Origin of the sequence: Herminiimonas aquatilis (genome assembly GCF_042665175.1) — a bacterium.
Classification (GTDB): Bacteria; Pseudomonadota; Gammaproteobacteria; order Burkholderiales; family Burkholderiaceae_D; genus Oxalicibacterium; species Oxalicibacterium aquatilis.
Genome location: NZ_JBHTCC010000004.1, coordinates 241,225 through 262,601, shown reverse-complemented (window position 1 = coordinate 262,601; position 21,377 = coordinate 241,225). Strand labels below are relative to the sequence as shown.

At 50.0% G+C, this 21,377-nt stretch carries 20 protein-coding genes and 1 pseudogene; 11 read left to right on the top strand and 10 right to left on the bottom strand.

Annotated elements, in window-relative coordinates; genetic code table 11:
• Positions 1–108, top strand: a 108-nt coding sequence (locus tag ACFQO0_RS15835) for an IS3 family transposase (protein WP_195874814.1), incomplete at its 5' end; no start/stop codon positions are given.
• A 2-nt stretch (positions 109–110) separates the two neighbouring features.
• On the opposite strand, the pseudogene ACFQO0_RS15830 reads toward ACFQO0_RS15835, so the two are convergent.
• The 6 genes and pseudogenes from ACFQO0_RS15830 to ACFQO0_RS15805 all read right to left on the bottom strand — a co-directional run.
• Positions 111–656 (bottom strand): annotated as a pseudogene (locus tag ACFQO0_RS15830) (DUF932 domain-containing protein); the annotation flags it as partial.
• A 136-nt stretch (positions 657–792) separates the two neighbouring features.
• Positions 793–1,185, bottom strand: coding sequence for a hypothetical protein (locus ACFQO0_RS15825; RefSeq protein ID WP_012078850.1), 393 nt, complete (start codon positions 1,183–1,185; stop codon positions 793–795).
• A 204-nt stretch (positions 1,186–1,389) separates the two neighbouring features.
• Entirely contained in the window at positions 1,390–2,703 is a 1,314-nt protein-coding gene (locus ACFQO0_RS15820; protein ID WP_041296404.1) for a hypothetical protein, read from the bottom strand.
• 24 nt (positions 2,704–2,727) lie between these two features.
• Entirely contained in the window at positions 2,728–3,495 is a 768-nt protein-coding gene (locus tag ACFQO0_RS15815) for an ImmA/IrrE family metallo-endopeptidase (protein ID WP_012078852.1), read from the bottom strand.
• Positions 3,482–3,910 carry a hypothetical protein gene (locus ACFQO0_RS15810; RefSeq protein WP_012078853.1) on the bottom strand — a complete coding sequence of 143 codons (429 nt, stop codon included), beginning with the start codon at positions 3,908–3,910 and terminating at the stop codon, positions 3,482–3,484. The genes ACFQO0_RS15815 and ACFQO0_RS15810 overlap by 14 nt, the downstream gene beginning before the upstream one ends.
• Complete coding sequence (locus ACFQO0_RS15805) at positions 3,907–4,506, bottom strand: sigma-70 family RNA polymerase sigma factor (protein ID WP_012078854.1); 600 nt, start codon at positions 4,504–4,506, stop codon at positions 3,907–3,909. Before ACFQO0_RS15805 ends, ACFQO0_RS15810 begins: the two co-directional genes overlap by 4 nt.
• A gap of 139 nt (positions 4,507–4,645) precedes the next feature.
• Here ACFQO0_RS15805 and ACFQO0_RS15800 point away from each other — a divergent pair, with 139 nt between their 5' ends.
• The 8 genes from ACFQO0_RS15800 (at position 4,646) to ACFQO0_RS15765 (ending at position 13,470) form a co-directional block, all read left to right on the top strand.
• The gene (locus ACFQO0_RS15800) at positions 4,646–4,873 is read left to right on the top strand and encodes a DUF2188 domain-containing protein (protein WP_012078855.1); all 228 of its coding nucleotides are present in this window, start codon (positions 4,646–4,648) and stop codon (positions 4,871–4,873) included.
• Between the two features lie 96 nt (positions 4,874–4,969).
• Entirely contained in the window at positions 4,970–5,791 is an 822-nt protein-coding gene (locus ACFQO0_RS15795; protein WP_012078856.1) for an adenylate/guanylate cyclase domain-containing protein, read from the top strand.
• A gap of 12 nt (positions 5,792–5,803) precedes the next feature.
• Complete coding sequence (locus ACFQO0_RS15790) at positions 5,804–6,715, top strand: TIR domain-containing protein (protein WP_012078857.1); 912 nt, start codon at positions 5,804–5,806, stop codon at positions 6,713–6,715.
• Positions 6,716–6,724: 9 nt separating this feature from the next.
• A complete protein-coding gene (locus ACFQO0_RS15785; RefSeq protein ID WP_012078858.1) occupies positions 6,725–7,420 on the top strand; it encodes an adenylate/guanylate cyclase domain-containing protein in 696 nt (231 codons plus the stop codon).
• 43 nt (positions 7,421–7,463) lie between these two features.
• A complete protein-coding gene (locus ACFQO0_RS15780) occupies positions 7,464–8,624 on the top strand; it encodes an SH3 domain-containing protein (protein WP_143710535.1) in 1,161 nt (386 codons plus the stop codon).
• Positions 8,621–9,349 (top strand): hypothetical protein, encoded by a 729-nt coding sequence (locus ACFQO0_RS15775; RefSeq protein ID WP_012078860.1) that lies wholly within the window; start codon positions 8,621–8,623, stop codon positions 9,347–9,349. The genes ACFQO0_RS15780 and ACFQO0_RS15775 overlap by 4 nt, the downstream gene beginning before the upstream one ends.
• A gap of 145 nt (positions 9,350–9,494) precedes the next feature.
• Entirely contained in the window at positions 9,495–12,068 is a 2,574-nt protein-coding gene (locus ACFQO0_RS15770; RefSeq protein WP_049831497.1) for a hypothetical protein, read from the top strand.
• The gene (locus tag ACFQO0_RS15765) at positions 12,025–13,470 is read left to right on the top strand and encodes a hypothetical protein (protein WP_012078862.1); all 1,446 of its coding nucleotides are present in this window, start codon (positions 12,025–12,027) and stop codon (positions 13,468–13,470) included. The genes ACFQO0_RS15770 and ACFQO0_RS15765 overlap by 44 nt, the downstream gene beginning before the upstream one ends.
• A 253-nt stretch (positions 13,471–13,723) precedes the next feature.
• Here the strand turns inward: ACFQO0_RS15765 and ACFQO0_RS15760 are convergent, their stop codons facing one another.
• The 4 genes from ACFQO0_RS15760 to ACFQO0_RS15745 are packed head-to-tail and all read right to left on the bottom strand — an operon-like array spanning position 13,724 to position 19,686.
• Positions 13,724–14,953 (bottom strand): DUF2399 domain-containing protein, encoded by a 1,230-nt coding sequence (locus ACFQO0_RS15760; RefSeq protein WP_049831498.1) that lies wholly within the window; start codon positions 14,951–14,953, stop codon positions 13,724–13,726.
• An 11-nt stretch (positions 14,954–14,964) separates the two neighbouring features.
• On the bottom strand, positions 14,965–17,775 hold the full coding sequence (locus ACFQO0_RS15755; protein ID WP_382236478.1) for an ATP-binding protein: 2,811 nt from the start codon (positions 17,773–17,775) through the stop codon (positions 14,965–14,967).
• Complete coding sequence (locus tag ACFQO0_RS15750) at positions 17,775–18,464, bottom strand: hypothetical protein (RefSeq protein ID WP_382236475.1); 690 nt, start codon at positions 18,462–18,464, stop codon at positions 17,775–17,777. Before ACFQO0_RS15750 ends, ACFQO0_RS15755 begins: the two co-directional genes overlap by 1 nt.
• The gene (locus ACFQO0_RS15745; RefSeq protein ID WP_012078866.1) at positions 18,457–19,686 is read right to left on the bottom strand and encodes a hypothetical protein; all 1,230 of its coding nucleotides are present in this window, start codon (positions 19,684–19,686) and stop codon (positions 18,457–18,459) included. The genes ACFQO0_RS15750 and ACFQO0_RS15745 overlap by 8 nt, the downstream gene beginning before the upstream one ends.
• Positions 19,687–20,008: 322 nt before the next feature.
• On the opposite strand from ACFQO0_RS15745, the gene ACFQO0_RS15740 reads away from it, so the two are divergent.
• Both ACFQO0_RS15740 and ACFQO0_RS15735 read left to right on the top strand, forming a co-directional pair.
• Complete coding sequence (locus tag ACFQO0_RS15740) at positions 20,009–20,719, top strand: NYN domain-containing protein (RefSeq protein WP_012078867.1); 711 nt, start codon at positions 20,009–20,011, stop codon at positions 20,717–20,719.
• Positions 20,720–20,791: 72 nt separating this feature from the next.
• Positions 20,792–21,334, top strand: a complete 543-nt coding sequence (locus tag ACFQO0_RS15735; RefSeq protein WP_012078868.1) for a hypothetical protein — start codon at positions 20,792–20,794, stop codon at positions 21,332–21,334.
• Positions 21,335–21,377: the final 43 nt, after the last annotated feature.

The window sequence follows — 21,377 nt, the reverse complement described above, 5'->3', positions numbered from 1 at the left end:
GATTACATCGAGATGTTCTACAACGTCAAACGACGTCATAATCATGCTGACCGGCTTTCGCCCGTCAACTATGAAAAGCAGTACTTCGAGAGGCTTGCGAGTGTCTAAGAAACTCGGGGCGATTCATTGCCACCAGATAGAGCAATCGCTAAAGTATTGTTACAGACGACTCTCACACTAGTGAACTGCGCTGTTGTCGCAAGGCTGCCATCACAGGCTGTAGCCAGCAGCAGATACCCATTAATACGATCTTTGTCTTTGATTGAAAAAGATTGGCCGGTCTTGGCCAACGCCCATAGTTTGCGTCCACCTTTCATGACGCCGGCAGTTTCCAATTCAAACCCAGAACGTGTCGTCAAATCTCTGTAGAACTCCAAGATCTCGTCAGGCTGCACGACCTGATATCGGTTCGAGACTACAGATAAGGCAGCTTTGGTGTCTGACCGATACAGGACCTTTTGGTCGCTGAACAACTGGATTTTTTCTGGGGCTCCTAACAAACCGGAGTTAAAACGGACTGGTGTTTCCATGATCTTGAAGTTCAGACCAGACTGATTGGCCCAAGTATCAAGAGGCTGGTTGGGAGTGAGTACATTACCTAAACCATGCCACGGGGTTTGTCCTGCATAAGCCATCGTTTCAATTTCGTGTGACATTGTGTTCCCAGCATAAAAAAGCCCATGCCATCGCAATCGACAGAGGTCGGCTGGATGGCATGGGCGGGTGTGAAAAAAAGAAGAAAAGGAGCTTGTTAAGCCGTTCGTAAATGACGCTTAACTTGTGACAGCAGATTTAGTGGGCGTTGAAGGTATGTCCGCAGTGATGACATTTATTGTTGAGCAGTAGAGTGTTGTCGATGATTTTTCCAACGGTAATGCCAGTGGCACAGCCTGCAGCAGCATTTGCTAATGCATCAAGTACAGCACCAGCGATACCGCCTAGGGCCGAGCCAACTGGGCCGCCAATCAATCCGATCGATGCACCAACGCGTGCTCCTCTTGCACTGCTAGCGATAGTGATACCGATGCCAGCAATTGCGCCGATTGCACAACCGGCCTTGGTAGCAAAATTCCTGATCTCGATTTGATGTGATCCACACTTTGGACAGGCTTCAAATGCGGAGTAGGGTGGAAAAGCCTCTATTGGCTCCTCGGGGTCGTGCGGGTAGAGCTGGGTGGTTTCCATGAAATTCCTTCATTGTGTTGAATGAACGCACTACAGAGAAAGACTGCCTGTAGCTCATAGAAGTGATATGTGAATGAAAATTTATATATTCGAATTGAATTAAACAGGCATTTGCATCTCAACAATGAAGAATCAATTATCTTTTTTAAATTCAACGACGTAAGCGCTCACGATTTATTGGAAGGACAAATGGATGAAGAGAAATTACATTTTCTCTATCTTGAAAGTTTTCTGATACCTGCTGAAACCGCCACTGAACATTTCTTTTCTTAGAGAGACGCGATGCCCATGGCTCAAAATTTCATCGTCATTGCCCACGTCGAGGATCCGGTTTGCGATTTGCGACAGATCAGGTCTGTTCGCTTTACTCAAAATGGTTCGGCAAGCGTTTGCAAACACGTCCTCGGATCGAAGAGGAGCGTCTAAAGAATTTATAAAAAGAGTCACTGACAGCTTTGTGACCACGCTCTCGTTGCCTTCGATAACATACGAGATGTTGTCCGGTATGAGCGGTTCTTTATTGATCGCATGCAGCCCTGAGCTCGCTTGCCAATCACCCCATGACTTCGGGCCATAGCTATTCATTGAAAGCTCTTGGTCAGCAAGATATGTCATCGCCGCGTAAGGACTCCAACCCGCCGATGGCTCGATAACCGGAGGTCGTCGCTCTCGTTGTTTCCGACGTTTCATTTCCGATAGAGAGTCCAAAACATCTTTCTTGCTTTCTAATGGAGGGAAAGCTCCTCTCTCTTGGGTCCATCGATTTAAAAAATCGACGTCGACTCCAAAAGCCAACACGGCCCGCCTTTTCGCGAAGCGACGCAACGCGTTGTCTTTGATCCAATTGTTTAAGCGCCGAAGACTAGCGTCGTATGAGGCATAGATGCTTACGCAGTAAGCAAAGGGAAGGTAGAGAAATGTCAGCAGAATGGGGACAATAAAATCCCGCATGTTTTCGAGGGAAAAAAAGGACCTCATGTCCTGAGCTGCTTGATAAAAACCGTTTGCGACCAGCGCGGATCCTATCAGTGCCAGCAACGTGTAACAGAATTTTTCGGCCGGCGCATGCTCAGGATTGAATTGCGCCACCACATACATGCCACCAATCGTGAATAAAAGCGGCAAAAGAAAGAACTCAACCCAAAGCGGAAATGTGTATAACTCCGTGATAAACGTTACGACAACGCCGAGCCGGAGCGCCTCTCTAATCGTGTCTGTAAAGAACGCTTTGCTATCGCCGGCGTTAATCACTTTAAACATCGACATAAACGCAAACGTCACAGACCAGAGAAGCGTTGTTTTAAGATTGTCTAATTGCCATAGAGACATGAAATGAAGAAGGCTAGCGGAAAGGAAAATCCAAAGCGCTGCCAAGATTAGGGACATCAACACAGTCGTTTGGCAAAGCGCTTTTACGACTCCGTAAACGCTAGGACGAATATTTTTGGAGAGTAAGCACGCCATCAACGCAATGCTCAGCCAAACCAACATCGAAATTTCTCGATTATTTAAATCCATACCCGTCTCTTTTCACATCGGGGCTCATTTTGAGAGCGACAGCAGGCTGATTACCATGCCGTCTTGGATTTTCATCGACTGCGAGCGCACTTGATAGCGAGAAGCGTCTCGGCTATTGAACCATCGAGATGCTTCCTCTAATTTATATCGTGTCCTCGCGTCTTCTGCTCCCCATAACAGGCCGAACGCTTCAGTGTCGTGATGAAGATCCTTGTTCAAATACAAGTCATCGGGAACGCTCGTGCTCTTAAAAAACCAAGCCAGGCCGCGCTGCCTATGGCAAACAATCCAGGCTGGGATGGTCGCTTTGCGAACCATCTTGATGGATGTAGCCGTCAAGCTAGCTTTGAACACGCTAGCGATTTTTTCCGCAGCGTCTATTGAGATCTGTTTGCCCGCCGCAATAGGAACAAATAAGTAGTCAGGCAGAATAAGTTGGCTCGCAAAATTGTTCGCCAGCGCTTCGCCGTCTTTTGCGGCATCGTTTTGAGGGCTAATGTCGTCTTTGGCGCACAAGAAACCGCCGCGTCCCTTGTCCAGTTGCCAGTGTCCCAGCTCGTGGGCCACGGAAAAGCGTTGGCGCGTTGGAATGCTTCTTGAGTTGACCGTGATGATGGCCTTTTCGCCAATGCCGACAAGCCGAGCTTCGCAGCCATCCAGTGGCTTGTGGTGGACGGTCGCCCCCAATCCGAACGCGATGACTTGCAAATCGATGTCCGCGGGATTGTCGATGCCGTAGCTCCAGAGAATGCGCTCCGCTGGGGAGAGCTTTGAAGCGTCAACGATCGTCATCGTCTTCTTTGATCTCGCCCATCTCCACTAGATCGTCCCAAAGGCCTGCCCAATCGGAGTCGGATTGGCTCTTCCCCTGCCTAAACGCCACGGCCAAATTAGGCTTTTGAGCAAACAGCCTTTGGAGCTTGTCTTTCATTACATCAAGAGTTGGACGAGAAATGTCCTTTTTGACTGAGATCTGCCGAGCCGTTTCCATCCGCTCCCGAGTTTGGATAAGAAGCTTGCGTTTTGATTCAGCGATAAGCCGTATCGCGTTTGAGCGCATTTCGTTTGCGATTTCCGCAGCGTTTAATCCATCCTCGTTGGCCTCTTTTAGGAGATTAGCGTCCGATAACGCGTCAAGCTCCTTATCAAATTGCCGTTCAAGAGCTTCGTACTTTGCTCTCGGATCGTTTTTGGCTAACTTGCTCATGCTTTCCTCCGTCCTGGGAACAGGCTGTCAGCGCCGCGCCGAAGCTTCTTTCTCGCCGATTCATACTTGGTTATCGTCAAGCCGTAATCCGCTTCCAGCTCGCGCGGTGGAATCTTGTCTTCAATCGCCATTATCACTAGCGTCACCGCTTCATCATTTTTAAAATGGTTTTCTATCAATTCCAAATCCGCCGCCATTCTTCTTCGGGCCTCTTCGTCAATTAAAACATTGTCAACGGCCAGATCGGAATCCCCAAAGCCATCCATCAAATCAGACTCTTGTTCATCATTGACGCTGGCGGAGTCATTCGCCAAGTGCTCCAAATCTTGCCTGATGAGATTTCGATACCCGTCCGCGATGCTTCGCATGGTCATTAAAATGAAAGCCTCGAATTTCACATGGCTAGGCCATTTGCGGTCGCCTTCGAGCACTCTTAGTACGGCTTCGTTAAAAAGCTCCTGAGGGTCGGCTAATCCAGTTCCGCGCAATCGGATGGCGGCGCGTCGATACAGACGGAATAAATCGGCGTCTGTTAGGCGCGAGAGCGCCTCCTCAATTCGTATAGCTATAGGCGCCGCGGCGCATTCAATGCTCAAAGTGCTCCTCCCTGTGGGGCCTTATTTTTATATACGGACAACCGCTAATAACCGGACATTTTGGCCTATGTGTCCGGTTTTTTTATCTTTGCAGTATATATAAGTGAACGCTTTTGTTCGGTCTTGTAAAGGAAATTTGATGAGCGAGAAACGTAATCAGCATGTCGTTCCATATAAGGACGGCTGGGCGGTCAAGGGCGCGGGGGCTGAACGCGCTACGGCCACTTTCACGACTAAGCAGCCGGCGGTGGACAAAGCGCGGGAAATTTCTCGCAATCAGGGAACCGAATTGCTAGTGCACGGCAAGACGGGGCAAATTCAATCGAAGGACAGCCATGGCAAAGATGGCTTTCCACCGAAGGGATGATGCAAAATAGGCGATTCCGCTTTTTTTAGCGACCGAGAGACGCCAGGGTCAGCGATGGCCCTGGCGTTTCATTAAAATCAACGCGCTTTCAAACTTATGAAACCGACCCACCAACCTTATTCAATTGACGACAGCGACGATCGGATGCGCGAAATTCTGAGCGCGACGGATCAATCCTTTGGCGAAAGCGAATCGATTCCCAACGCGGAGAGGCTGACCTATGACAATGGCTTTTACGTGCATTGCGCCGCGTTGTTCGTGGATATTCGGGGCAGCTCCAAATTGGTTGAAAAACACACTAACCCGGTGCTGGGCAAGATTTACAGGGCGTATCTGTCAGAGTGCGTCGCAGTGATGAATCAGGACGAAAATTGCGGCGAGATTTTTATACAAGGCGATTGCGTCGGAGGTGTTTTCCACGCGCCATTCAAGGAGAACATTGACTCAGCTTTCGCAACAGCGGCGCGCCTCAACAGCGTGATCAGCCAACTGAATTGGCGACTTTCTCAACGCGGGTATAGCGATCTGCGCTGCGGGATTGGTTTGTCTTACGGTCGCGCGCTAATGATTAAGGCGGGCTACAAAGGCTCCGGCATTAACGATGTGGTCTGGATGGGCAATGTGGTTAACGAAGCAGCTAAGTTGTGCCATCAAGGAAATCGCGGCGAGCGTCTTCCACTCCAAATTTCCCAGATCGCGTATCAGAACTTAAACGATCACAACAAGAGCCTACTGCAGCCGGTCAGAGACGGGCTGAATTTGGTGTGGGACCCGATCATTCACTATGAAGGGAACATCGTTGATTCAAGCATTGAGAGTTGGTCAAAAGAGAAGCAGAAAACGGAACTGGCTGATAAATCAAAACGTGAATCAGATGAAGCTTTGGCGTTGCTGCTAGGCGCAGTGTTTAAAAAATGAAAAGAGATAAACATGCTTGAACGATTGAGCGGTGAAAAAGGAATGCGTCTTCGCATCGAGGCGTTCTCGTCTCAAAAAATTGTGGCCGCGAACGCTGCGTTAGCGGAGGAACTCAGTCAACGCGCTGAATTGATGACTGTCGCAAGCGGGTCCACCTTGATTGAACAAGGAGACGCTGACAATGACGTCTACTTCGTTCTTACTGGCCTGTTTAATATCATGGTGAATGGAAAGTTGGTTCAGCGACGAGGCCCGACCGACACGGTCGGTGAAATGGCGGCTGTTGAACCCACGTTGCGTCGTTCGGCCACCGTGATCGCCGCAGAGGATTCAGTGGTCGCCAAACTTAGCGAAACGGATCTATCGGACATCGCTTCGCGTTTCCCCCAAGTATGGCGCTATTTGGCGAAAGAACTGGCCAAGCGATTGACCCAGCGCAATGCTCTCGTCAATGGCTTTCGAGACAAAATCAGGGTGTTCATTATTTCTTCTGCGGAAGCGTTGCCAATCGCTCGCGAGATACAAAGCGCCTTTGAGCATGATCCGTTCACGACGGTGGTTTGGACTGATGGCGTATTCCGAATTGCGAATTACACCCTTCAAAGTTTGGAGGACGAGGTTGATCAATCTGATTTTGCGATCGCAATTGCTCATCCAGATGACACAACAACTTGCAGAGGAGAGGACTGGCCGTCTGCGCGCGACAACGTAATTTTTGAGCTTGGGCTTTTCATGGGAAGGCTTGGACGGCAACGAGCGATTCTCATGGAGCCGCGCGGCGAGAAAGTGAAGCTTCCAAGCGACCTCGCGGGAGTGACAACCGTCCCGTATCGCTATGAAAAGGGATCAGATACCTCGGCATTAATGGCGCCCGCGTCTAATGCTCTGCGCAAACATATTCTTGCGCTAGGCGCAAACAACTAAGGCAGATTCATGAGCTTAAAAGACGACCTTAATAGCGAAGTTAATAAAATTTTTAAGTCGCAGTGGGCCACGCGTGATGGCAAGGTTGTTCCTGTGGACGAGGCGCTTGGGTTGGGCAACGACGCGATCAAGATCAATGCGACAGTGCTCTATGCAGATTTGGCGGATTCCACAGTGCTGGTTGATTCTTATCCTGCGGCGTTCGCCGCCGAGGTCTACAAGACGTTCTTGCACTGCGCCGCAAAGATTATCCGATCAAACGGGGGCGTCATTACCGCTTATGACGGTGATCGTATTATGGCTGTCTATATTGAGAGCAATAAGAACAGCGCCGCGGCTCAGACCGCCATGCAGCTTCACTGGGCCACTAGAAACGTTGTCCAGCCTGCATTAAAAAATCAATACCCCAATACCGATTTCAAACTCAAACACGTTGTTGGGATTGATACCAGCGACCTTTTTGTAGCTCGGACAGGCATTCGTGGCAGTAATGATCTTGTGTGGGTTGGTCGAGCAGCTAACTATGCAGCCAAATTATCCGCGCTTTCTGATGCCTATTCCAAATACATTACCAAAGAAGTGTATGACCGATTGAATGACGCGTCCAAGCTGGCGAATGGTGTGAACATGTGGGAAGCCGTTAGATGGAGCGAATTTGACAATCGCGTTATTTACCGATCATCGTGGGAATGGCCTATTTCTTAAGCAAATTTTAAACAAAAATAACATTCATTTTTAAGAGGCTAGCGTGCGGCAGAATTTTAATTCTTTCTTTGGGTTTGAAGCGGGTTCCGCGTTGAAACAACTACACAGCCAAATGAGCGGACATGCCCAGCTTCTTGACGCCTTGGCACCCTCAATTAAGTTGGCAAATCAACTTTCCATGCATTCGGATCAGTTGCGTGCAGTCAGAGGGCTTAATTTTGCTGGAGTTGATTTCGCTAAGATGTCGAAGGTCATGAGTCCAGTGCATGAACTCAGGTTCTTGACAGAGATGAACAAGTCGATCGAGAAAATGAATTCTTTTTACAATCCAACTTTGCCGTTAGGGTTGTTAAGAACCATGGAAGAGCAAAACGCCAGCATGCGCGCGGCAGGTATTGCCGCAGGCTCTTCGTTGGGTTTGATTAGGGCATCATTTAAACGAAATAAAGAATTCCTAGAGAGGATCGGGGCGATCGCTAAGCCCTTTGCGGGCCTTGATAAGATTCTGCGTCTGAATACCGATTATGCGAAGGCTGCGTCAGCAATGGCATCTTCGTTGGCATGGTCAAAACACTTTGAGTTGCCGGTTATTGACCATGCCACTGCAGCGGCGATTGGTCAAATGTGGGGCGAGGGCGGGGTGCAGAAACAGCTTCAAGAATTTGGCATTGATTACGATAGCTTTGTTTCGGAGAGCTCCGCTGACACAAATATGTCTAGCAAGGCATTTCCACCTTCTGCCTCGCTGCTTTCTGCTCCTAATGTTTTAAGCATTATTCAAATTATCTTAACGGTGCTGATTTTTCTTTGGCAGCAGAGCGAGTCCGCTGAAAGCAGCAAAGAAATTGCGGGTGAGATTCGCGACGGCTTTGCCAAACATGACGAGCGCATGCGGGCGTTAGAAAAAATTTTAGAGCACGCGTTAAGCGCTCAGCAACCTCAAGAGCGAGGCGAGGTGGTTTACGTCGTGAAGTCGAGAGCCGCGTCAATTCGCGAGACTCCGCAAAATGGGTCTAAGATATTGGCGGAAGTTTTTTCCAATCAAGTAGTTACTCTGATTGATGAGCGAGGCAAGTGGATCCAGGTTGAGTATTTCGATTGGATCCATCAGGAGATGCGACAAGGCTGGGTGTTGAGAAAATATTTTGCTCGGACTGGAAAATCTGAAAAGAAAAATCCAGATGACATTGCGAATGAAAGATGAAATTGGGCGCCTCCAATCCTTCACCTGAAATTTCAAATAGGAATATTTTGAAGATATTTGACATTGATACCTCAACGGTTGGCAGTGGACGTGTGTTTCCTGACCACATCGAAAAAATGGATTGCATTGGTTATCATGGGACGGCTTCTTGTTATTCCGTTCAAATTGAGTCCGATGGCTTTTCGATAAGTAAGCCATTGCCGATGGCAGATTTGGATCTTGTGATCGATTTGGCTCGGAAAACGGGTGTGAATTGGGAGAGCGTAGCGGGATTCAAGCAGTTGGAATCAATCAGCTTCTCTCCGATTTCTGAACTAGCGCTAAGTTATTCAAGTCCCAAATCATTGGGTGGGCAGGGGGGCGGATATGTCTATGACACTGTCACTCAGATTCTTGGGGCGGAGGTTGCACGGCTCTCCTCGGGTGAGACGCAGAGTCTAATGGGCATAAAAGGAAAAATCGATGTTATTCGTTCGAGCCAGCCAGTAATCTACGCCGTTGATCTTAATGGTTTAACGAAGGCTCAATTTCAGAGCGCAACCGCAGCCATACATGTATACGAAAGTATTCCCGTGAACAGGATCATTGCAAAGCTATGTGTTTCGAACCCAGTTGATTACGAGTTGATTGATGCCAAAAAACATAGGGAAAGTCTGCGTGATTTATTTCGTTCGAATGCCTCAAATTTATTAAAATCGTGCTGCTTAGGGAATTCCCCGATATAGATCTGTTTAAATCATGTATGGCTGTTATACAAGAGGTGCTTTGGAAAAACGACGCAGCATCTAGCGACGTGGTGGAGACGGCGGCCCAGAAATTTTTTGTCATCGCTCAAGAATGCCAAGGCTTTTTCAAGCAGGGGAGGTGTAATTGAGTTCGGAACTTGACATCCATAACACGATTCAAGCAGGGCAGCGTAATCAGGAAGCTAAGCAGCTAATCCATAACTGGTGTGGACATGCCCGTGTGGAGAAGTTCGGTGGTACTGGCCTTATCGAGATCGAAACTGGTTTACCCATCGGGCATCACTTTATGGCATGCGATCATGCCCACAATGGTGGGATGGCTACATGGCTCCTCGAACAGGCAGCGATTCATTTTCATGACAGCAATTGCGTCGGATGCGAAAAGCGGCAGCCTATCCGGCTGCCCAACATTTCAAAGTTTATTGCACAACGGGATGCTGATGCCGAGCGCGCTCGAGTTCGCGAGGAGGAATTGCAACGACAGCACCAACTCGCTTTTGATTCCCGATGTTCTGCGAGGGCGGTACTCCGCTCAACATCCTCGGTCGCAGTTGCGACGTTTGTGGACGATCTGCAGACTTTAGATACGGTGCGTGACGATGCGAGCGCTCAGAGACTGATCGAGAGTGTGCGTTTGGCCCCTGAACTGCTAACAGTGGCGGTGACCGAGCATTTATTCTCTCTTTTAGAAAATGGTGAACACTGGTTCGACGAAGTGGGTCTTGTAGTTTTGGGAATATCTCCTTTGGATCCAGTGCGGCTAGCGGGTTGTGCAATGCGGTGTCTATCGGAAGGCAGAGTTCTTGATCTTGCCGCGGAAGTCGCCGCAAATCAGGTATCACATGTGAAGATGGAAGACGTACGCAACGCAGTACGAGGCTTGGCGCTTGTGGCGTGTCCCCCTCGCTCGTCTTCTCATTTCGACGATCCCAGGTCGGAGAATCCCATTCCGCTTCATCAGATTTTCAAACATTATCCCGAGCAGACCGCCTTAGGCATTGAAAACCTGCTTTCTGAGCGACATCCTTTCCGCGTAAGAATAGGTGCAAGTGCTGTTGTTGCACTTGCGTCTGAGTATCCGAATTTGCCAGTGAGCTTGTGTCGGTCGCTCACCACTAGACTTGCTAGAGCCGATGTCTTGATTGACGTAGAAAGTGAATCCGAGCTCCGCTATGTCGTTCATGATCTGACCCAGGCATTGATCTGTGCCTTTACATCCGATCCGAATAGCACGGATATCGAGCTTATGCGCTACTTCGAAGGAGCGTCAAAAGATGGAGAGGCGCGATTGAGTGGTGTCTACGAGAAGATCATTCGTGAGGCGAGTGGAAGCTACGGGAATGATCGGGAAATCGCATCACTAGATGTTTATCGAGTAGCGCTACGAAGATTTGTAACCTTGGCTGGAGTTTCTAATAATGAAGGCGTAGTCCGAGGCATATTGGAGGCGTTGCGTGGTGATCCGGGTCGTCTTGCAGCACTAGCCCGTGAGCAGATGGACATGTTACTGGGTGCGGCTGCACTGGCGGATTCCAGATTGGAGGCTTCTAAGAAACGCTCGCCACTTGTCACTTCTCCAGATCTATTAGATGAAATAGACCAAGAAACTCGCCAATCGCAATTTCGTTCCCTTCGTGCTTCGTTTGCCCGTTGGGCGATTCATGGGGCGGCTATGGATTCAAGTGGTTTAGCTGTTTTTACAGATTTTCTTGCTAGGTCGAATGCGCTGAGCGAAGGGTTCAAGGCCGCAATCGTCGAAGAGCTTCCTCCTTTAATGGAGACGGGAATAGGGCTGAGCGCGGTGCTTCCTTTCTTGTATACCACTATGGTTGGTGAATCGAACTTGGGCAGAGCAGCTGCCGCCACGGCGATCGGGGAAATAGGATCACGCCGTCTCGCAGAGTTGCCTAATATGGTCGGAGAGGCTTTCCTGCTGATGCTTTCAGATCCCTATGTGATCGTACATAAGTCTGCTGTTCGCGCGCTTAGACAGGTGAGACTTCCTGACGAATTTCATGAACAAGTTTCTCTTGCGTTAGGTCGGTTGGTAATTGTCTATCGCGGCGATAAAGATCAAGAGTTTTTGCTCACGTGTATGGATGCATATACTTCGGCGGAGCGAGATAACGATCAATTCAAGACGGAAGCAGGTAAGGTATTTATCGCGATCTTGCATAAAGTCAAACCTGATTTGCTCGTGAGACAAGGACATCGATGGTTATTAAATCGTCTTGTAGAAGTAGAAGGATACGCGGAGCTTGTGCTTGGTTTATTTGAACATTGCGACAGCGATTATGAGATGGAGCGGGTACTGGATTTAGTACGTGGCATTCCGATTAACACTGTTGGGCAACATATTTCATCGATCAAAAAGACTGTAGCAGGTGATCCATTGGACCCAATGGTGATTGGGACCTTTCTAGAAGTGCTCACACGTGATGGCGAGTGGGATGCAGCACTTTACATCGCTCAATCCCAACTGAATGCCATCCCAGACAATATCCGCATGCGAGTACGCTGGCTTCTGGCCATACAACAACATTGTCAGACCGAGTTTGAACTCTTGATTGACCAAGGGAAGATTGAGGAAGCTCTTTCCATTGGAAAGAGCTGGGACGCTGCATTAGCAGAAATTAACGAAATTCATAAACAGAATGAGAAAACAGACCCTTTCAGATTCATTTCCCAGACGCCGTGAGATAGTTGAAGCCCTGTGGGCGATCTCCAGAGAAGAGCCTTCGTCCCACGATCTAAAGAAAATCGCTATCGATCTGGATTCCCTCTCCCTATGCTTTTCCAGTACTGCTGCTGCCAACTCCTTTGCAGCGCTTGCCGGATTGGCTCGTATTATCGACGCCTTGGTGCAGTGGCGTGCGGCTGTTCTGGAAGCACTTCCAGATGCCGAGAGGTTCCTTCGGAGTGCGCGTGAGCGCCACACACTTTGGTTGACTGAATACCAGAGCAAGCCGGCAGTGGAGGGATTGATTGCTGCAGCAAATCTCATTCCTAGTATTTCATCCATTTCGGAAGTTGCATCGATTGCGCAGTCGGTAGTGAAGGTTCCGCTCCCATTGGGAATTTTCGAAGTAGAGGGGCGGCCATCATGGATCCCAGAAGTTCATGGACCTGAACGGCCAAAAGAGGAACCAGTTGAGCTGACCGTAGCGTTTTTGAAGTTTCAGATTGACGGCCGACCGACGATTGAACTACAACATCTTGCCCCTGGTGAAGTGCATGATTTAGAGATTGAAGTTCGTGTCTCCCGCTGGCCTACTGAACAGGAGGAATTGCGCTTGACTCCAATATCGGTCGAGCCAAAGAGCACCTACGACTTTCCAACATTCAGTTTTACCAGACCTAGCGGTGATGCTCCGTACACCATGCACCAGCGCGGACGTGCCATCGTTCTTCTGCCCCAAGGTATGCATGCCAGACCATTTGAATTCAAGTACATGGCTGAGTTTTTGCCAGAGAGAGGGGAGCAGCCGGTGGCGATTGTCGGCCACCGTACATTATTGATCGAAGGGACGGATGTTTCGAAGTTCCAGGTGTGTGGGTATCCAGTCTTGGATCGGAGACTATTTGAAATCCGTGATGCCCTTCGACGCAGAGGTGGCGTCGCGCAGGAAGAGACGACAGATACTCTTCTTTTGCTGGCACCATTATGCAATCTAGCCGGCAGGGCAGTACAGGACGCTGAATTCTCTGGGAAATGGAATGAAGCGGATTTTCAGACTCATGTTAGATCAGAATTGCGACGCAATGCTTTGATCGGTTCCCAGCTTGATGAGCATGCTTATGGAGGTGGTGGTATTACAGACCTCTCCTTGCACGGAATTCCGATTGAGCTCAAAGCGCTGAGTAGCTTGATTACTACGGTGGACGAATGCGAGAGGTACTTTGCTCAAACGGCAAGTTACGCTGTAGCAAAGGGAAAGCGTACAGCGATTTTATGTGTCCTTGACTTCAGTGAAAAAAATACGTCATCTCGTTCACTTGACAGTTTGCTTGATCTTCGTGTGCACGCCGACAGCGGGGTAGCAATCTGCGTACTTGTTATCCAAGGTAATCTAGCTAAACCTAGCGCGCTGTCACGTTAGCTAGTAATTTCAGACATCTTAATTGCCATGCATGCCCCTGATATTGCAGTGTTGATTTCATCGAAAACTGCCCCCATGTTTAGAGCACAATCCTACTTGCCAAAGTGAATTGGAAATTGGAGTGATTGATCTGGCACGACTTGTACACATTGGGATTTGAAGGGCGTGGATCGGGCTGCTGGAAGGTGAATCAGTACAGATTCAATTCTGCGAGAAAATCAACACAGACTTGGATTATTGAAGGTTCTAACGACTAAAGCCACGCCTCCTGTTCCGCCTTACGTCCTTCTCGCATCATCGCCTCACACAAAGCACGCAAGGTCGGCTCAAGATTTTCCTTTGCGAGCAGGAAGCTAAGTAAGCGCCGGTCATGATCATTCAATGGCCAACGTTGAAGAGTCGCTTCCCACTGCTCGACACCCATCAGGTGTGGCTCCCAAGTAGAACCCTGTTTTTCCCAAAGCTGCCCGACACCACAAGCGATATCGACACCAGCTGGATCTGCGTCGGCGCTGATCCATGCAGTAGCAGGGGCCAAGCGTAGCAAGTTGGACATTGCGAGCATCCAAGCATGAGAAGGGCGACCTGGCATCCAGATGAGTACGACTCCCTTTTTGATCTGTCCCGCCTGCTTCTCAAAACTGGCACGATTCTCAATGAGCCACCATCGCTCAAGTGAGCTTACGGTGTCGAGCTTTTGTAAATCATCCAAAGGCAAACCCAAACAATGCAGCGGGGCTAGGTCAACCTTATGCTTGCCCCAGATCAGTTCAATGTCTCCAGCTAACCAAGCGACTTGAGCAAAACGGGCAATGCCTAGTCGTTCTAGATCGAATGTCGATTCCAGCCAATGCCATTCCGCAGCGCTCAACGACTTGGTCGTGTCGCGGGCATGCAAGGCAAAATTGCGACGTGATCCTTGTTGCTGGTTGTCGTGCCAAGAGGCGACAGCCTTCAGCAGGGACAGCCGGCTGTCCAAAACTTCCAGACGTAACATTTTGTCTTGTTCCAACTCCGTCACACTACGTGACAACTCGTCGAGTAAATCAGGATCTAAAACCGACGTTGTCGTTGTAATGCGCCTAGCGTCTAACCATTCAACTATTTCGGTAATTTTTGCCTGACGTGCCTGCAAGCGCTGACTTGCGTTGGACAAACCCAATAAGTTTTGTAGTCGGAGCAAATCGCGCCATGTGACCGACTCCCATAACCAATTGCCACCGGTAAGTTGCTCCCGCCGCGTTATCCATCCGTTAACCAGCAGTTTGTCGCAGAGATGCTCCGCTTTCTCGATAGTGATACCGCTGGTTTGCGCTTCTTTCAACAATGCCGCACGTGTACGTGTTTGCGCATCGCTACGTGCCCAACGTAACAACGCTGTTTTATGCTCGGCATCGAGTAAAGGCAACGTCAGCGGTACAGCATTACGCGAGCATAAGTCGCGTGCATTGCGGCCCTTTGGAAGGAGGAGCAATTCTTGCATAGCCTGTCCGCTTAAGCCGCGCCTGGGCGGCGCTGCAAGACACCGATCGGCGGCGCCCAACGTGCATCTCTTAGTTTTTTGGATGTGACCAACGTGATGTCGGCGGGCTCGAATACTTCTACGTTGTGCGTGATCGGCGTGGTCAGCACATATTGCGCTTTTGTGGATTTGAGGAAGTGTCCGACCAGTTGAATATTACGCACGTCAAGATGTGCAAACGGCTCATCAATAAACACAAATCCGCCAGGGACATCCTCATCCTTGAGTAATCCTACAAGCAGAATCAAGGACTTGATGACTTGCTGCCCACCGGAGGCTTCGCCATCGTTCAATCCAATGTCGCCCTTGCCATCAAAATTGAAACTGACTTTGAGCTCAGCGTGGCGCAGCACGTCGTCGTCATTGTCCAGATGCGGCAAATCAGCACTGACTTCCACGCCAGCCAGCAAACCTAACTCAACAATATTTTTGCGATAGCGGCGGATGGTGGCACGCAGAACGTCGATATAACGCTCTCTAGCGTTGTCAACCGCCACGGCTGCCGCAGAGTTGCTTGACTTACGGGAGTCAAGGTCGCTACGCTGTTTGCTTACCGTTCCTCCCATCAGCGCTTGTTTTTCTAAGACAGTGGAATCGGTTTCCCACGTTCCGCTTTGTAAATCGGTCTCTACCGACTTCATACGTAGTTCAGCTTGTTTGGAGTTACTGTAGGTAACGTTGAGAGCCGCTATCGCAGAAGTAGTAATCCATCTTGAAGGAAACTTCCGCTTCTGTGCAGATGACGCGGTAGCCTTGGTACGTTGTTCTTCGTAACGGCCACGCCACTCTCGCTCTTGACGTTCTATTTCCCCCTCGCTTTCGCGTAACTGCTTTTGCAGTCCCGCGTAGCTGGTAGCGGAGTTGGTTTGAATTACCAATGCGCTGGAATATTCGTGATCCAGGTTTTGCCAGCGTTCACTCGCGGCAGCGCGAGCTTGTTTCAGCGCAGGCAACTGTCTGCGTCCAAGTTCAAACTCTTCACTACGGTTTGCCAATTCTTCAGCAGCACGATGCCCTTTAGTCGCATCGACAGCAGCGGCAAGCTGGCGCTTGACAGCATTTTCTTCCAGCGCCACTTCAGTGAGTTCCTTGTCCAGTGCGTTGAGTCGTTTTTCGATTGATGCTTTGCGGGAGGTGAGGGCGGCGGCACCGAACTGATAATCGCCTGCGTCGCTCCACACACTACGTCCGCCGCGGCCATCGCGCAAATATGCACGCGGAGTGATCCACTCTCCACCTCGTTTCGCACCTTCTTCCGTATCAGCGACACGCCGAATTTGAGCCAATTGCTTTAACAGCCAAGACGGTATCTTGGCGGAGAAGTTGAGTACCGCTAGCAGGCTATCTGCAGGTGGAGACGTTGGGACCAGTACAGCATCGGTGAGAACATAATGTCTGTAACGTTCACGTTCAGCAATCGCCATGGCGCGTGCCTCATCGGCTGGATCGTTTAATACGACGATCCAACGCGAGGACCGTAAAACACCCTCGGCCGCTGCGCGCCAAGTATCGTCAGTGATCTCGATGACATTGGCCAAGAAGTGGTGGCCAATTTTTTCTTGGTGGAGCATGCGCTCAAATTTTTGGACATCGTTCGGTGGCGGTGCGTGGCGCTGTCCTTGTAAGAGATCCCAAGCGAGTTGCGCATCTTTTCGCTGACTTTCTAAATTGCGCCACTGGTCAGACAGATCTGCTTTTTTCTTCTCTAACTCCTGGACAAGCGCTGAGAGCTGCGCCGCGTCGCCCTCGACTGCTGCCAAGGACAACAATTCATCGGCGTGACGGACAAGTTCTTCAATTGGACGTTCGGCATCTCGTGCCTGGGTTTGGGCTGCCTGCGCGCGGGTTCTGGCAGTGTCCAACTCGCGTACTTTGTTGGAGGCAGCCTGACTCTCTTCGAACAAGCGAAGCAGTCGCGTATTGTCCTCGGCACGTTGTTGCCGCTGCGAACTGGCGTGCAGGCGTTGTCGATGTAGTTCGCGCAGGCGAGTGGCGGTAGCCTGCCGCTCCTCGTGCCAATTCAGGACGGGAATTACTTCGGTCGCAAGCAATTCTCGCTCGCCCAACTTTATTTGATATTGGCGATAGAGGTTAACGCGTGCGTCCAGTGCGGACAGTTGGGCCTCGCAGTGAGTGAGTTCACGCTCTGCGGCCTCCACCTCTGCTGTCAATTCTCTCTGATGACGGCGTGCCTCTTCATAGCGGTCCAAGACTTCCTGATCTCCGAACACCTCAAATACTAAACGTAGCAATTCCTTGGGTGAGAATTCGCACAGCCTGTCGGTTTGACCCTGCTCTAGCGCTAGCACCCGAGCAATCGCACGCGAAAGCCCCGCACCTTCAAGACGTTTGCGCCAATGTTCCACGCCCAGCCATTCTTTATCGGGGGTAGCTGCCAAGGTCTCAATCGAGACATCGCCGTCACTCATCGTGTAGCGCCGTTGCCAGTCGCCTCCATTACGTTCAATGCGACAAGCCAAGGTGACTTGATCACCGTATAAAAGATTGCGTGCAAAAGGGCGTGTCGACGTTTGTCGAGAGTGGGGACGGTTGTCAACAGTGGCGCGTAGCCAGGTCGTGTCGGAGTTGGCGTGGCGCGCGTAGGTTTTATAGCTGCGGCCCCCAGAACAATCCAGTCCGAGAAGTGTGCGCATGGCGTCGAGCAACGTGGTCTTGCCCGAACCGTTGGGTCCGGCCACCGTGATGATGGCGCCGTCTAGCGGTAATGTCAGACGCTCGCAATAATCCCAGTGGAGCAGTTCAATTGATTGCAGGTGAAACATCAAGCGCCTCTTTCTTCATCTTGTACTTGGGGCACTTCTGCCTCTTGGCTTCTTACTCGCGTCAACACATCTCCCAGCGCACCGTCGAGGATGCGCGGAGCTAAAGTATCGTAGTCGAGTAAAAGATCTAACAGCGGTCCTTCGACAATGTCGTCGCCGCGGCGAAGAATGAAACCGTTTGCTTCAAGTCGTTTGAGATTGCCATCCATGCGCATTTTCTTGCCTAATTGCGTACCGAAATCGGCCAGTAACGCCTTGTACGAAGCAACGGGACTGACCGCCGCAGCACTTGGCATGGGTTTGTCACTGCTGAACATCTCGTCCTGTATATCGCCATTAGCCGTTGTGGCGCGAATGGATTGCCGTTCGCGCTTAGGAAGCACGATCAGTGACCACAACACGACCAATAACGAAACCGCATCGCGTGGCAGTTCAAGATTGTTGTTGGCATCGAGTCCTGCCTCGCCAAACACGGCCGTTTCAGCATTGCGTAAAAGAGCAACGCAGATATGGTCTGCGTAGATGTTATCTACTAACCGCAGACCTACTTGTGCCAAACGCTCCTGTACGGCCTGCCACATGTCGGCTTCAATCAGAGCGCGACGTACACGGGGATGTTTGCGAGGTAACCATCGGCGTGCCAATAACTCGGCTGCCAACAATGCGGCATCGTCAATTACTTCATTCATTGGATTCTCTTGAAATATCAGGATGTAGTGCGCCGAGACTCAGGGCAAAAACACTAGGGTCGTCAACCCGTTCAACAGCTGGAAGAAAACTAGCTTGCCAAGGCAAGCGTGCCAAATCACCGGTCTGACCTTTTAAGGTTCGCGATTGATGATCGCCCAGCAAAGGCAATAATTGCATGCGATAAGCAGCCTGAGAAAAGCGACCGCCAAGCACCACCTCTTGCAATGGCAAAGAATTCGCAGTCTCGCCTTCAGGCAGCGCACCTAAACGAGTTAGCTGCGCTATTAATTCGTCTAACTCAACTGGCATGCTGAGGACTTCAACCTCTCCAGCCGCAGCTTGTGACGGAGGCGGCAGTCCTTCAGAGCGTCTTGGGTTTGGTCTATCGCGCTCAAATTCTCCCTCGGCCACGTCCACCAATTCATGGCCGCTCACGAAGATCGGCTGAACGCCAATAGAAAGTGAGTCGCCCAATAACGTTGGCAAAGAAGAATAAGACTGCAGCCATTGTCGAACGTCTGAACTCGTCACGCCCGTACTGCCTAGCGTTACCCTCTGACGGTCAGCCTGTTGCAGTGCGCGTGTGAACTGGCTGGCCATGGACAGCAAACGTGCTTGCCCATTACCCAATGCTCTAGCTTCACGCTCTAAGCGCGCATCGCCATGCTCACTACGAATTAATGCCGTAAGCGCTTCGCCGGCACGCCCAACCAGTTTCAAGGCGCGTTCAAAGCGCGGTTGCGCTTCACGCAATCTAGCTTCGGAACCACTAGCGATAGCGTCGGCGAATTCATCGTATAAGCGAGCTAATTGCGCATGCAGATGGCGAATCTGGCTGGCATCTGACAAACCCAGAGCTTGCGCACCTGCTACTTGTGCAAGAAGCGAAGCCATCTCATCATCTTCGCTGCTCGCTCTTGTGAGCGGCGCAAGAAGTGCTTGAACCTGTAGCGCGAGCGATGATAAAAAATAATCCTGTGAGGTGCTATCCCACACCAGCAAAGTTAATTCGCGCAGTCGTTTCAGCACTGCATCTAATGCTTCAGGTTTAAGACTGTAGAAAATTTGATTGAGATCATCGCGCAGCAAGCGTCCTTGAGGCTGGGCAGTAAGCTCGAGAAACACCCATACACGCAGCCGAGCCGCAGCATGCCCGCCGGACAATAAGCCGCGTAAGGCATCCAACACATCTAGGTGCTGGCTCAATCCCCAAGCCAGCATTGATTCGTTCGCTAAGCTGGGATCGCGGAAATATCCTTCGAAGGAGCCGGATTCGTTTTCATCAACCTGAAGCGGTTGATTCGATTCTTCAGTCACTTGGTTTTTCTATTAAATTGGACAGGCACATCATACTGGAACGACTTACGTTATTAATCACAAGCCGGCTTCTAATGATGAAAGAATCATCTGAGGGGTTGTTTCGCTTTCGCTACGATTTTAATCGTGCATTCTTGCATGCGAAATAAATTCTGTTATCCCATGTTTATGGGATGTCGCACCATGAATCACCTCTGTATTGTTCGATTTTCTTTTAGGTTTTGATATGGTCGAGAATACGAAGCAGAATGATCGCGTGGCCGTTTTGGTGGATTGCGACAATACATCCCCGGAAATTCTTGAATATGCGTTGCGTGTCGTTGCCCAATTCGGGAGAGTCGTTGTGCGTCGTGGCTATGGCAATCACGCTACCCTTGCAAACAAGTGGCAAGAGGCTTTAGTACGTCTCGCATTCACCCCATGCCTTCAATATCAGTACGCCGCAGGTAAAAACACGTCAGATATCGCGCTTGCATTGGATGCGCTCGAAGATTTATTTGATCACCGTGCCGATACCTATTGTCTCGTTACCAGCGATTCAGATTTTGCATACCTGTGTCGCAAGTTGCGTGAACGTGGCGCGACCGTATGTATCGTGGGAGAAGAAAAAACACCAGACGCTTTACGTAATGCTAGCGATCAGTTTTTTGAATACCAAAAGCCTGAAGTAGAGAATGCCAAAGTCGGCGTTGAGAAGAAGTCCAAGAAAAAGCCTAAAGCATTGATCGCAGCTGTATCGCTCATGGCAGCGGAGAGCGAGGAGGGATGGGTCGGCTTAGGCGCTTTGGGTCAATACATGCGCAGAACAGATCCAGGCTTTTCGCCACAAAAGAACGGCTACGGTGGCTTACTTGAGATGGTAAAGACTTATCCGGATCTCACGACACGACTAGATGGTGGAGGCCATTGGGTACAAATAAAAGAGAAGCCCGAGTAAAAAATAGGGGCGTATGTAATTGGTATTTTTTTACGAAATCAGAATGCCGGTTATCGTTAATAAAGGGGAATTATGGCGGCTACTAAACGCTCGCAGAACAAGTGCTTGGACTGCAAATACACTTGGTATCCAAAGGGCAAAGATCTGTCTGCTCGATGTCCTGAATGCGCGAGTGTCAACGTGACCTATGCTGGAACGGGCTTGCTCGGAAAATTGGGATTGGGAGCCGCCATTGTTGTAGGAATATTGGTTTTTTCTGGAAAGGAAAATTCCCCTGAAACATCAACGCCTGATGTGAACATGGCTGCCGAACAGCTAGTGCCTACGGAGTCGATGCCATCGGGAATTGCTCCTGATGGTGGGATCGAGCCAGTACATAATTTCTTGCCAAGCGCCGTTCATAATGGAACGCCGAACAACACGCAAAGACCGCTACCGGCTTCAAGCGTGAATTCATCCGCATCCGCGCTACAAGTAAGCAGCGATGTGGAGAAAATATACTCTGAAGATGAAATTAGTCAGATGGAAATTGCGAAGCAGTATCAAGGTGATGATCCTATTGTGCGCCGGAGGTTGGGGCTGCCATCAAGAGAAACCGGAAAGCTAATTCCTTAACCCTGATTCGTGCGCAAAGTAAGTATTCTTCACCGGAGGTATC